General features: G+C 45.7%; 13 protein-coding genes. All 13 read left to right on the forward strand.

Features of this window, described 5'->3' with window-relative positions; translation table 11 throughout:
• Positions 1–421 precede the first annotated feature (421 nt).
• The 13 genes from mnmG to ACHUFN_RS09650 all read left to right on the forward strand — a co-directional run bounded on the left by mnmG (position 422) and on the right by ACHUFN_RS09650 (position 12,253).
• Positions 422–2,323: a tRNA uridine-5-carboxymethylaminomethyl(34) synthesis enzyme MnmG gene (gene mnmG, locus ACHUFN_RS09590; RefSeq protein ID WP_394222151.1), complete on the forward strand. Its 1,902-nt coding sequence runs from the start codon at positions 422–424 to the stop codon at positions 2,321–2,323.
• 263 nt (positions 2,324–2,586) lie between these two features.
• On the forward strand, positions 2,587–3,222 hold the full coding sequence (rsmG, locus tag ACHUFN_RS09595; RefSeq protein WP_394222152.1) for a 16S rRNA (guanine(527)-N(7))-methyltransferase RsmG: 636 nt from the start codon (positions 2,587–2,589) through the stop codon (positions 3,220–3,222).
• A gap of 35 nt (positions 3,223–3,257) precedes the next feature.
• Positions 3,258–4,052 (forward strand): ParA family protein, encoded by a 795-nt coding sequence (locus tag ACHUFN_RS09600; RefSeq protein ID WP_394222154.1) that lies wholly within the window; start codon positions 3,258–3,260, stop codon positions 4,050–4,052.
• A gap of 45 nt (positions 4,053–4,097) precedes the next feature.
• Positions 4,098–4,976, forward strand: coding sequence for a ParB/RepB/Spo0J family partition protein (locus ACHUFN_RS09605; RefSeq protein WP_394222155.1), 879 nt, complete (start codon positions 4,098–4,100; stop codon positions 4,974–4,976).
• 206 nt (positions 4,977–5,182) lie between these two features.
• Positions 5,183–5,569 (forward strand): ATP synthase subunit I, encoded by a 387-nt coding sequence (locus tag ACHUFN_RS09610; protein WP_394222156.1) that lies wholly within the window; start codon positions 5,183–5,185, stop codon positions 5,567–5,569.
• Positions 5,570–5,669: 100 nt separating this feature from the next.
• On the forward strand, positions 5,670–6,503 hold the full coding sequence (atpB, locus tag ACHUFN_RS09615) for a F0F1 ATP synthase subunit A (RefSeq protein WP_394222157.1): 834 nt from the start codon (positions 5,670–5,672) through the stop codon (positions 6,501–6,503).
• Between the two features lie 97 nt (positions 6,504–6,600).
• Entirely contained in the window at positions 6,601–6,822 is a 222-nt protein-coding gene (gene atpE, locus ACHUFN_RS09620; protein ID WP_012520222.1) for a F0F1 ATP synthase subunit C, read from the forward strand.
• Between the two features lie 45 nt (positions 6,823–6,867).
• Positions 6,868–7,338 carry a F0F1 ATP synthase subunit B gene (atpF, locus tag ACHUFN_RS09625; protein ID WP_394222159.1) on the forward strand — a complete coding sequence of 157 codons (471 nt, stop codon included), beginning with the start codon at positions 6,868–6,870 and terminating at the stop codon, positions 7,336–7,338.
• 14 nt (positions 7,339–7,352) lie between these two features.
• Positions 7,353–7,886, forward strand: coding sequence for a F0F1 ATP synthase subunit delta (gene atpH, locus ACHUFN_RS09630; RefSeq protein WP_394222160.1), 534 nt, complete (start codon positions 7,353–7,355; stop codon positions 7,884–7,886).
• Between the two features lie 13 nt (positions 7,887–7,899).
• Positions 7,900–9,441 carry a F0F1 ATP synthase subunit alpha gene (atpA, locus tag ACHUFN_RS09635; RefSeq protein WP_394222161.1) on the forward strand — a complete coding sequence of 514 codons (1,542 nt, stop codon included), beginning with the start codon at positions 7,900–7,902 and terminating at the stop codon, positions 9,439–9,441.
• A gap of 58 nt (positions 9,442–9,499) precedes the next feature.
• On the forward strand, positions 9,500–10,360 hold the full coding sequence (atpG, locus tag ACHUFN_RS09640; protein WP_394222162.1) for a F0F1 ATP synthase subunit gamma: 861 nt from the start codon (positions 9,500–9,502) through the stop codon (positions 10,358–10,360).
• Between the two features lie 33 nt (positions 10,361–10,393).
• On the forward strand, positions 10,394–11,779 hold the full coding sequence (atpD, locus tag ACHUFN_RS09645) for a F0F1 ATP synthase subunit beta (RefSeq protein ID WP_014951449.1): 1,386 nt from the start codon (positions 10,394–10,396) through the stop codon (positions 11,777–11,779).
• A gap of 60 nt (positions 11,780–11,839) precedes the next feature.
• Positions 11,840–12,253: a F0F1 ATP synthase subunit epsilon gene (locus ACHUFN_RS09650; RefSeq protein WP_394222163.1), complete on the forward strand. Its 414-nt coding sequence runs from the start codon at positions 11,840–11,842 to the stop codon at positions 12,251–12,253.
• The last annotated feature ends 127 nt before the right edge of the window (positions 12,254–12,380 follow it).

The following is a 12,380-nucleotide window of genomic DNA, read 5'->3' on the forward strand; positions in this document are numbered from 1 at the left end:
TGATCACCCCTGTGGATAGGATCCTACAAACCACTGTGCATAAGCTTTGATCGAAAAAAGAATAACTTTTCAAACAAATCAGGGTGTGGATAAAAAGGCTACTTATACACAAGTTTGAGGTAGGGTTATGGATCGGGGTTTCCCAATGTTATTGATCGCGTAACTTGATGATCTTTATGTGCTTTGATCGGTTACCCACAGATCTTGAGGATCCTAATAAAAGTAAAAATAAACAGATCTAAAAGAGATCTTAAGATCTTATAATTCGATCACACCTTTTCAAAAACAGGTTTTGAGGAAAATTTAATCATTTTCTTTATCCAATAAGTCAGATAAAATACGCCCCCTTTTTTCAGCAGACTCTGCTTGAGAAAAAATTAGTTTTAATAGGCTTATCGTAAGTTAATAGTGAGGTTTAACCATGTTTTATGCTGAAGCATTTGATGTCATCGTTGTTGGTGGTGGACATGCAGGTACAGAAGCGGCACTTGCAGCTGCTCGCATGGGTGCAAATACACTTTTGCTCACTCACAATATTGAAACGATAGGTCAAATGTCGTGTAACCCTGCCATAGGCGGGATCGGTAAAGGTCACCTTGTAAAAGAGATCGATGCGTTAGGTGGTGCAGTGGCACTGGCTATCGACAAAGGCGGTATTCAATTTAGAACGCTTAACTCATCTAAAGGCCCTGCGGTACGTGCAACGCGAGCACAAGCCGACAGAACGCTTTACAAAAACGCCATTCGTGACATCGTTGAAAACCAAGAAAACCTGACGCTGTTTCAGCAAAGCGTTGATGATCTGATAGTTGAAAATGATCGTGTGTGTGGCGTTGTAACGCAAATGGGTTTGAAGTTTAAAGCAAAGTCGGTAGTGCTAACCGTGGGGACATTCCTTGGCGGTACTATTCACATCGGTCTTGAAAATTATCGTGGTGGCCGTGCAGGTGATCCTCCGTCAATCGCCCTTGCAGATAGACTACGCGCGCTTCCGTTTCGCGTAGACCGACTAAAAACTGGCACGCCAGCTCGACTCGACGCGCGTTCATTAGATTTTTCTGTGATGCAACCTCAGCCTGGTGACAATCCAACGCCAGTGTTTTCGTTTATGGGTGATAGAACCATGCACCCTACGCAGATCCCGTGTTACATCACGCATACCAATGAAAAGACTCACGATATCATTCGCGGAGGCTTAGATCGCTCGCCAATGTTTACTGGCGTAATCGAGGGTATTGGGCCGCGCTATTGCCCAAGTATTGAAGATAAGATCACGCGATTTGCCGACAAAACATCGCACCAAATTTTTGTTGAGCCGGAAGGGCTAAACAGCATTGAAGTTTATCCGAACGGCATTTCGACCAGTTTACCGTTTGACGTACAAATGAATCTTGTGCGTTCGATTAAAGGTTTCGAAAATGCACATATCGTTCGCCCGGGTTATGCCATTGAGTATGATTTCTTTGATCCGCGTGATTTGAAACAGACGCTGGAAACCAAGTTCATTCAAGGCTTGTTCTTCGCGGGTCAGATTAACGGTACTACGGGTTACGAAGAAGCCGGTGCACAGGGCTTGGTAGCAGGCGCGAACGCGGCGCTACAAGTTCAGCAAAAAGACCCGTTAATTCTACGTCGCGATCAGGCTTACATGGGCGTACTTATCGACGACTTGGCGACCATGGGGACAAAAGAACCCTACCGTATGTTTACTAGCCGAGCCGAATACAGACTGCTTCTTCGTGAAGACAACGCTGATAGTCGCTTAACGGCCATGGGCCGTGAAATTGGCCTTGTCGACGATGCGCGTTGGGCAAAATTTAATGACAAAATGGAAGCGGTTGAAAGTGAATTGCAGCGTTTACGCGGTCAGTGGATCCATCCCGATCACGCGGCAACACCACAGCTAAATACGGTACTTAAAAACCCAGTTAGCCGTGAACACTCGCTTGAAGAGTTGATCCGTCGCCCTGAAATGACCTATCGACAGTTGATGGAAATTGAAAGTGTTGGGCCGGGTCTTAACGATCCTATCGCAGCTGAACAGGTGGAAATTCAAATTAAATACGCCGGTTACATTGCGCGCCAAATGGATGAAATTGCTAAAACACAGCGTCACGAGAATACGTTATTGCCTGTTGATATGGATTTTAGCAAGATCTCTGGTTTGTCGAACGAGGTCGTAGCAAAGTTAACCGAAGCACGGCCTGAAACCATTGGTAAAGCGTCGCGTATTTCTGGCATTACGCCAGCGGCCATTTCACTACTTCTGGTTTACCTCAAAAAACACGGCATGCTGCGTAAGCAAGACAAAATTAGCGCGTAAAATACGCGCTTGAGCCAACAGGCAACGTACAGCGCTTAGTTTTTCTTAGTTATTCGCGTATCATGGTATTGATACAACAGAAAAGTAGAAGTACTTGGCGCTTTTCAAACCGTCCAAATGCCTAACAACGTTATGTTGACACCGCTTACTTTGCTTCACGCTTATTGTAAAACGTGAATTAGCATGCAACGAGCGACGATACACGTTAAGCACCGTGGATCTACGTAAAGCAAATCTATCAACGCGAATAAACAGACTTTTCGATGACTATACAGCAAGAATTGCACACCATTTTGGTCTCTGGACTAAACGCTCTTTCACTTGAGTTAAGTGATAAGCAACAACAACAATTAGTTGATTATGTGTTGCTTATGGATAAATGGAACAAGGCGTATAACCTCACATCTGTGCGCGATCCTAAGCAAATGATGGTGAAACACATTCTAGACTCGTTGGCTATTGTGCCATTTTTAGATGGTAACAATGTCATAGATGTTGGTACTGGCCCTGGCTTGCCAGGTATGCCACTGGCCATCGCTTTTCCCGAAAAGACATTTACGCTACTCGACTCGTTGGGTAAACGCGTGCGCTTCATGACCCAATGTGTGCATACGCTTGGTTTAGCAAACGTAACACCCGTGCAAAGCCGTGTTGAAGAGCATAATGGCGACACGCCTTACGATATTGTGCTAAGTCGCGCCTTCGCTTCACTAAAAGATATGTTGCACTGGTGCCAACATCTGGTAGATTCACAAGGTCAGTTTTTGGCGCTTAAAGGTCAGTTTCCACAAGATGAGATAGACGAAGTGAGTGATCACTTCCACGTGAGCAAAACGGAAAACCTCACTGTGCCAAATTTGATAGGCGAACGACATCTGGTTTGGCTAAAAAAGAAATAGCCGAAGAATAGAAATAGACGAAAACAGGATCTAACGTGGCTAAGGTAATCGCGATCGCGAATCAAAAAGGTGGTGTTGGAAAAACAACCACTGCAGTTAACGTGGCAGCGTCAATGGCAGCAACGAAACGCAAGGTGTTGCTTATTGATCTCGATCCACAAGGCAATGCCACTATGGGAAGCGGCGTAGACAAATACGAAGTGGAATCTACGGCATTCGAATTGTTGATTGAAGAGAAACCAATTAACGATGTGATCGTAAAAGCGACCAGTGGCAAATACGATCTCATTGCTGCCAACGGTGATGTTACCGCGGCCGAAATCAAATTGATGGAAATGTTTGCCCGTGAAGTACGACTTCGCAATGCTTTGAAGCCGGTGATGGATTACTACGACTTTGTTTTTATTGACTGTCCACCTTCACTCAATCAACTAACCGTTAACGCATTGGCCGCCGCAGATTCTGTAATGGTGCCCATGCAGTGCGAATATTACGCGCTAGAAGGGTTAACTGCCCTAATGGACACTATTCAAAAATTAGCGTCGGTGGTGAATCCTGAATTGAAGATTGAAGGCGTATTGCGTACTATGTACGACCCGCGCAACCGCCTTGCTAACGACGTTTCAGAGCAATTGAAGCGCCACTTTGGCGAGCAAGTTTATCGCACGGTTATTCCGCGTAACGTTCGCCTTGCTGAAGCCCCGAGTTTTGGCACGCCAGCGATGTACTATGATAAGTCGTCGACAGGTGCAAAAGCTTACCTCGCTTTAGCGGGCGAAATTTTGCGTCGTAGGGACAAAACAACGCCTGCACAGGCAAAAGCAAGTTAAACGATAATAAGCTGAATACCATCAGCACATGCCATAGAGGACACTATGTCAGCACGTAAAAGAGGCCTTGGCCGCGGTTTAGATGCGCTACTCGCAACCAGCCAATCATCTGCTCAAAAAGAACAAGATGCCGCCGAGGTAAATTCAACCAACGGTGAGTTAAGCAAGCTCCCTATTGAATACTTAGTGCCGGGCAAGTATCAGCCTCGTAAAGACATGTCACCTGAGGCGCTAGAAGAATTGGCATCGTCCATTCGTGCGCAGGGCATCATTCAGCCTATTGTTGTGAGAAAAGTGGATGAGCACCGCTTTGAGATAATTGCCGGAGAGCGACGTTGGCGCGCTTCACAGCTAGCGCAGCTAGATGAAGTGCCTTGCTTAGTTAAAAATGTACCCGATGAAGCTGCGGTTGCGATTGCGCTTATTGAAAATATTCAGCGTGAAGACTTAAACGCGATGGAAGAGGCGCAAGCCCTTGACCGCTTAATGAACGAATTTTCGCTTACTCACCAAGAAGTGGCTGAAGCAGTGGGTAAATCCCGTACCACGGTGACCAACTTACTTCGTCTGAACAATTTGAACGATGACGTAAAATTGTTGGTTGAGCACGGTGACATTGAAATGGGCCACGCACGAGCGCTGCTAGCGCTTGAAGGTGAAACACAATCTGAAACCGCGCAAGTGGTATCGGGCAAAGGTCTAACCGTTCGCGACACTGAAAAACTCGTGAAAAAGCTTCTTGAGCCCGCGAAACCAAAGCCTGAGAAGAAAGTTGATCCAGATGTGCAAAACCTTATAACGCGACTTTCAGAAAATTTAGGCGCTCAGGTGAGCATAGACCATAACGCTAAAGGCAAAGGTAAACTTACTATTAGCTTTAGCGACCTAGAGCAATTAGATGGAATTATCTCTAAAATTCAATAGGTTAAACATAAAAGGTTTAAGATAGCTTCCTTGCCTACCCGCAATTGACAGGTTGTTTGGTTCACACACCGGACACTCTCCTTTCCGGTTATAGCAATAGAAAATTTTCAGAATAACTTTCAAAATGCGTTGTACTGTTGAAAATTGTCGGTAAAACAGTATACTTCTGACGCTTTTTGTAAGACGTGAACAAGCTGCGAGTAAATGTGACGAATAAGTTAGCAAAACGTGGGATAGAACTCGCAAAAAAAGGGCTACTTTTTCAGGCAATCACTGCCCTTTTCGTTACCGCTTTCGCAGGCGCTGCTGGGGGGAGTCATTCCGCCATGTCAGCCGCCGCAGGTGCTTTGATTAGTATCTTGCCAAACAGTGTTTTTACGGCCTTCGCGTTTCGCTACGCAGGGGCGAGTAAAAACCAGCTTGTTGCACGTAGTTTTAGCCAAGGCTCAAAATTGAAGCTGGCACTGACAATCATTTTATTTGTAATTGCTTTTAAGGGCTTAAACGCCGCGCCATTAGAGATTTTCATGGCATTTGTGATTACAACGGCTAGCCATGCGTTAGCTATGTTTCATTACGGTACCAAAGAATAAGACAACGCCTTGCGTTGCGATAACGAGAACGACTTAACGGGCCGATTGAGACAAAAGAACCAGTCACCAAATTTTTACACTTTACAACTTGGGTTAAACAATGGCATCTGAATACACTACCTCAGAATACATCAAGCACCACTTGACCAATGCCACCATGTGCTCAACTGACAACGGAATTGCTTTTAATAAAGCGTGTTCTGATGCCGGTTTTTGGGCATGGCATGTTGATACACTGGCATGGTCTATCGGTCTTGGTCTTCTTTTTCTAATCATCTTTAGAAGCGTTGCGTCAAAAGCGACGACAGGCGTACCTGGCAAAATGCAGGCGTTTGTTGAGCTAATCGTTGAGTTTGTTGACGACAACGTGAAAAGTACCTTCCACGGTAAAAGCGCGCTTATTGCGCCATTAGCACTGACTATCTTCGTATGGGTGTTGCTAATGAACTTGATGGACCTAGTGCCAGTTGATTTAATTCCATGGGTGTCAGGTCTAATTGGCCAAGCTGCTTTTGGTATGGATCCACACGACGTTTACAACAAGGCAGTACCAACCACTGACCTTAACCTAACGTTTGCACTGGCTTCAGGCGTATTCATTCTAATTCTTTTCTACTCTATCAAGATGAAAGGTATTGGCGGCTTTGCGAAAGAGCTGACCATGCAGCCTTTTGGTCACCCTGTTTTTATTCCGGTGAACTTCATTCTTGAAACGGTTACGTTGCTTGCACGCCCGCTTTCACTAGCACTGCGTTTGTTCGGTAACCTTTATGCGAGTGAGCTAATCTTTATCCTTATCGCAACGATTGGCTACTTCCAGCTTCCACTGCACTTTATGTGGGCTGTATTCCATATTTTGGTACTTCCGCTTCAGGCGTTTATTTTCATGATGCTAACCATCGTGTATTTAAGCCTGGCGTGTGAAGACCACTAAGCATTAATGGCGTGGGTTTGAATTTTAATCGACGCCGTTTTTACAGAGTTTGACTTTTAAACATTAACTTTAAATTTAACTTAAATCGGAGACGTAAATGTTATACATCGCTGTTGCACTACTGATTGGTCTTGGTGCCCTTGGTACCGCTATTGGTTTCGGTCTACTAGGTGGTAAATTCCTTGAATCTGCTGCTCGCCAGCCTGAACTAGCACCTCAACTACAAGTTAAGATGTTCATCGTAGCGGGTCTTATCGACGCCATCGCGATGATCGGTGTTGGTATCGCTCTATACCTATTGTTCGCTGTTGGTGCCTAATTCTACTAAACACTTTTTTAGCGAACTTTAAGAGGAGGGGCGATTGTGAATTTTAACGCCACTTTTATTGGTCAATTAATCGCCTTCGCTGTGTTCGTGGTGTTCTGCATGAAATATGTATGGCCTCCACTAATGGCAGCGATTGAAGAACGTCAGAAGAAAATTGCCGATGGGCTTGAAGCTTCTGAGCGTGCAGAGAAAGACCTAGAGCTTGCTCAAGCAAAAGCTACTGAGCAATTGAAAGATGCGAAAGCGCAAGCAGCTGAAATTATCGAGCAGGCTAAAAAGCGTGCCAACCAATTGGTTGACGAAGAAACGCAAAAAGGCCATGCGGAACGCGAGAAAATTGTCGCTTCTGGTTATGCCGAGATTGAAGCTGAACGCAATCGTGCCAAAGAAGATTTGCGCAAGCAGGTTTCTGCCCTTGCAGTAGCTGGCGCACAGCAAATCTTACAACGTGAAATCGATGCAAACGCACAAAACGACATTGTTGAAAAACTTGTCGCTGAGCTTTAATAGGGAGATGAGCCATGTCTGAATTGACAACCGTTGCTCGTCCTTATGCTAAAGCTGCTTTCGATTTTGCTGTCGAGAAAGACGCCGTTGCAAAATGGCAAGAAATGCTAGCCTTTGCAGGCGCTGTAGCAGCGAACGATGACATGCACCAGATTTTGTCTGGTGCGGTTGCTGCTGACACGCTTGCCGACATTTTTAACAATGTTTGTGGTGAGCAACTCGACGAACACGGCCAAAACCTTGTGAAGGTTTTGGCTGAGAATAAACGTTTAGCCGCGTTGCCTGAAATTTCTACTTTGTTCGATGCGTTTAAAGCAGAGTACGACAAAGAAGTAGAAGTGGACGTAACCTCAGCAACTACGCTGACCGATGCACAACAAAATGAGTTGATTGCATCTTTGGAAAAACGTTTGGCACGTAAAGTGAAGCTTAATTGTAACGTGGACCCTGCCCTTATCGCTGGAATGGTTATTAAAGCCGGCGATACAGTAATAGATGGTTCCGTAAAGTCGAAATTGAACCGTCTAGCAGACGCGTTGCAAGCATAACGGGGATAAGAGCATGCAACTTAATTCCACTGAAATTGCTGAACTGATCAAGAAAAGAATTGAACAGTTCAATGTAACCAGTGAAGCACGCAATGAAGGTACTATCGTAGCAGTAACTGACGGTATTATCCGCATTCATGGCCTTGCAGATGTAATGCAAGGTGAAATGATCGAGCTTCCTGGAAGCCGCTACGCAATTGCACTAAACCTTGAGCGAGACTCAGTTGGTGCGGTTGTAATGGGCCCATACGCTGACCTACAAGAAGGCGTAAAAGTACAATCTACCGGTCGTATCCTTGAAGTACCAGTTGGTAACGCCCTACTAGGTCGTGTTGTAAACACACTTGGTGAGCCTATCGACGGTAAAGGCGCAATTGATGCAGCGGGCTTTGAGCCAGTTGAGAAAATTGCACCTGGTGTAATCGAGCGTCAATCAGTAGACCAACCAATCCAAACTGGTTATAAGTCAGTTGATGCCATGATCCCAGTAGGTCGTGGTCAGCGTGAGCTTATCATCGGTGACCGTCAGTGTGGTAAAACAGCTATGGCTGTTGATGCTATCATCAACCAAAAAGGTACAGGCGTTAAGTGTGTGTACGTAGCGGTTGGTCAGAAAGCGTCTACTATCGCTAACGTAGTACGTAAGCTAGAAGAGCACGGTGCACTTGCGCACACTATCGTTGTTGCTGCTTCTGCGTCTGAGTCTGCAGCGCTTCAATACCTAGCGCCTTACTCTGGCTGTACAATGGGTGAATTCTTCCGTGACCGCGGTGAAGATGCGCTAATCGTATATGATGATTTGTCTAAGCAAGCTGTTGCTTACCGTCAAATCTCACTACTACTTAAGCGTCCACCAGGCCGTGAAGCTTACCCAGGTGACGTATTCTATCTTCACTCGCGTCTACTAGAGCGTGCTGCACGTGTAAACGAGCAATACGTTGAGCGTTACACAAACGGTGAAGTTAAAGGTAAAACTGGTTCACTTACTGCGCTTCCAATTATCGAAACGCAAGCAGGTGACGTATCAGCATTCGTACCTACTAACGTAATCTCAATTACTGACGGTCAGATCTTCCTTGAAACTGACTTGTTCAACGCAGGTATTCGTCCAGCGGTTAACGCTGGTATCTCGGTATCTCGTGTTGGTGGTGCTGCACAGACTAAAATCATCAAGAAGCTTGGTGGCGGTATCCGTCTAGCACTTGCACAGTATCGTGAACTTGCGGCGTTCTCGCAGTTTGCGTCTGACCTTGATGATGCTACTCGTGAACAGCTAGAGCACGGTGAGCGCGTTACTGAGCTAATGAAGCAGAAACAGTACTCTCCGCTATCTATCGCTGACATGGGTGTTTCACTGTTTGCAGTAGAGAAAGGGTTCCTTAAGGACATCGAGCTTCCTAAAATCCTAGATTTTGAAGCTGCTCTTCACTCATACATGAACAGCGAACACGCTGAGCTGATGAAGACTATCAACGAATCAGGTAACTACAACGACGAGATTGCCGGCAAGTTGAGCGACGCTTTAACTAACTTTAAAGCGACACAAACTTGGTAATCAATGGTGCTGGTGTTCAACCACCAGCACATTTCGTTGAGTAATCGGAGAGATAGTCATGGCCAGCGGTAAAGAGATTAAAGGTAAGATTGGGAGTATCAAGAATACTCAAAAAATTACCAGTGCGATGGAAATGGTTGCCGCGTCTAAAATGAAAAAGGCGCAGGAACGCATGGCCTCTGGCCGCCCATACGCACAAAACATGCTAAAAGTGATTGGTCACATTGCTAACGGTAACCTTGAATATCGCCATCCGTATTTGGAAGAGCGTGAAATCAAGCGTGTTGGTTACATTGTGATTTCTACTGACCGAGGCTTATGTGGTGGTTTGAACACCAACGAATTTAAGCTGGTAACCCAAGACGTTAAGAAATGGCGTGACCAGGGTGTAGAAGTAGATTTTGCTGCATTAGGTTCTAAGGCGTGCAGTTTCTTTAACCGTTTTGGTGGCACATTGTTAGCTGCCGAATCAGGTTTGGGCGACAAGCCGTCTGTAAGCGATGTAGTAGGTGTTGTACGCGTTATGCTTAAAGCGTACGACGAAGGAAAATTAGACCGAGTATTCTTGGTATTCAATGACTTCGTTAACACCATGACACAGAAACCTGTGATCAATCAGTTATTGCCTTTGCCAAAGTCACAAGACGAAGAATATCAACATCGTTGGGACTACATTTACGAGCCAGATCCAAAAGAAATTTTGGAAGCATTAATGGTGCGTTACATTGAGTCTCAGGTGTATCAGGGTGTTGTAGAAAACGCAGCGTCAGAGCAAGCTGCGCGAATGGTTGCCATGAAGGCAGCAACCGACAACGCCGGTAACCTTATTGATGAGTTACAACTGGTATATAACAAAGCGCGTCAGGCCGCAATCACACAAGAAATCAGTGAGATTGTTGGCGGTGCCGCAGCGGTGTAGGCAAAGGTTTAAAAGAGATAACGAGGACAAATTATGAGTCAAGGTAAGGTCGTCCAAATCATTGGCGCCGTTGTGGACATTGAGTTTCCACAAGATGCGGTACCAAGAGTTTATGACGCACTACGAGTTACCGAAGGTGACTTGTCAGGTCTAACCCTGGAAGTGCAACAGCAATTAGGTGGCGGTGTTGTTCGTGGCATCGCACTAGGTACTACTGATGGACTAAAACGTGGTCTTGCAGTAGAAAATACCGGTAACCCAATCATGGTTCCAGTTGGTACGAAGACACTAGGTCGTATCATGGACGTATTGGGTAACCCAATCGACGAAGCAGGCCCAATTGGTGAAGAAGAGCGTATGTCTATTCACCGTGAAGCGCCTAGCTACGAAGATCAGTCTAGCTCGGTAGAACTACTAGAAACTGGTATCAAAGTAATCGACTTGGTTTGTCCATTCGCTAAGGGTGGTAAAGTTGGTTTATTCGGTGGTGCGGGTGTAGGTAAAACCGTAAACATGATGGAACTTATCCGTAACATCGCAATCGAGCACAGCGGTTTCTCAGTATTCGCAGGTGTTGGTGAGCGTACGCGTGAGGGTAACGATTTCTACCATGAAATGAACGAATCAAACGTACTTGATAAAGTATCGCTTGTATACGGTCAGATGAACGAGCCACCAGGTAACCGTCTACGTGTTGCACTTACTGGTCTAACAATGGCTGAAAAGTTCCGTGACGAAGGCCGTGACGTACTATTTTTCGTAGATAACATCTATCGTTATACCCTAGCAGGTACTGAGGTATCAGCACTTCTAGGTCGTATGCCATCTGCGGTAGGTTACCAGCCTACACTAGCAGAAGAGATGGGTGTACTTCAGGAACGTATTACGTCAACGAAGACAGGTTCAATCACTTCAATTCAAGCGGTATACGTACCTGCGGATGACTTGACTGACCCATCTCCGGCGACAACCTTTGCTCACTTGGATGCAACGGTAGTACTTTCTCGTGATATCGCGTCTCTTGGTATCTACCCTGCGGTAGACCCACTAGATTCAACGTCTCGTCAGCTAGACCCACTAGTAATTGGTCAAGAGCACTATGACGTAGCACGTGGCGTACAGACTGTTCTTCAGCGTTATAAAGAGCTGAAAGACATCATCGCGATCCTAGGTATGGACGAACTGTCTGAAGAAGACAAGCAAGTGGTATCACGTGCTCGTAAGATTCAGCGTTTCCTATCTCAGCCGTTCTTCGTAGCAGAAGTATTTACTGGTGCACCTGGTAAATATGTATCGCTAAAAGACACAATCAGTGGCTTTAAAGGCATTCTAGACGGTGAGTACGATCACCTTCCAGAGCAGGCCTTCTACATGGTTGGTTCTATCGAAGAAGCGCTAGAGAAAGCCAAGAAAGCATAATGACGGGGCTAGCAGCTGCTAGCCTAGCATCATGCTAACGTACCTAATCAGGAGGTTCACATGGCAATGACAGTACATTTGGACGTAGTAAGCGCCGAGAAATCAATTTTCTCTGGTCGCGTTGAAACGATTCAGGTGACAGGTAGCGAAGGTGAGCTGGGTATTCACCCAGGCCACGCGCCACTTATCTCTGCTATTAAACCTGGTATGGTGCGTTTGGTTAAACAGCACGGTGAAGAAGAAGTAATTTATGTTGCTGGTGGTGTACTTGAAGTACAACCTGGTAACGTTACCGTACTGGCTGATACCGCGGTTCGAGCTGAAGATCTTGACGAGCAGGCAGCAGAAGAAGCCAAACGACGTGCAGAAGAGCACATCGCCAACCCAGGCGCTGACTTTAACTACGCAGAAGCAGCTCACGAGCTTGCAGAAGCTATTGCACAACTTCGCCTTATTCAGAAGTTACGCAAGTAAAAAGCACAGCTTTGAAAAAACCCGCCATTTGGCGGGTTTTTTATTGGCGAACGAAAAGTACTCGTTCACATTCGCTTACGTTTATTTCTATTGCTATAACACCATACAAAGCTTATCGTTAGAGCGC

The sequence above is a fragment of the Alteromonas gracilis genome, assembly GCF_043642145.1.
In the GTDB taxonomy this organism is placed as follows: domain Bacteria; phylum Pseudomonadota; class Gammaproteobacteria; order Enterobacterales; family Alteromonadaceae; genus Alteromonas; species Alteromonas gracilis_B.

Coding starts and splice junctions, on each gene's coding strand:
- atpG (WP_394222162.1), top strand. CDS start 9,500: ATGGCCAGCGGTAAAGAGATTAAAGGTAAGATTGGGAGTATCAAGAAT.
- ACHUFN_RS09605 (WP_394222155.1), top strand. CDS start 4,098: ATGTCAGCACGTAAAAGAGGCCTTGGCCGCGGTTTAGATGCGCTACTC.
- atpH (WP_394222160.1), top strand. CDS start 7,353: ATGTCTGAATTGACAACCGTTGCTCGTCCTTATGCTAAAGCTGCTTTC.
- atpA (WP_394222161.1), top strand. CDS start 7,900: ATGCAACTTAATTCCACTGAAATTGCTGAACTGATCAAGAAAAGAATT.
- ACHUFN_RS09650 (WP_394222163.1), top strand. CDS start 11,840: ATGGCAATGACAGTACATTTGGACGTAGTAAGCGCCGAGAAATCAATT.
- atpD (WP_014951449.1), top strand. CDS start 10,394: ATGAGTCAAGGTAAGGTCGTCCAAATCATTGGCGCCGTTGTGGACATT.
- mnmG (WP_394222151.1), top strand. CDS start 422: ATGTTTTATGCTGAAGCATTTGATGTCATCGTTGTTGGTGGTGGACAT.
- atpB (WP_394222157.1), top strand. CDS start 5,670: ATGGCATCTGAATACACTACCTCAGAATACATCAAGCACCACTTGACC.
- rsmG (WP_394222152.1), top strand. CDS start 2,587: ATGACTATACAGCAAGAATTGCACACCATTTTGGTCTCTGGACTAAAC.
- atpE (WP_012520222.1), top strand. CDS start 6,601: ATGTTATACATCGCTGTTGCACTACTGATTGGTCTTGGTGCCCTTGGT.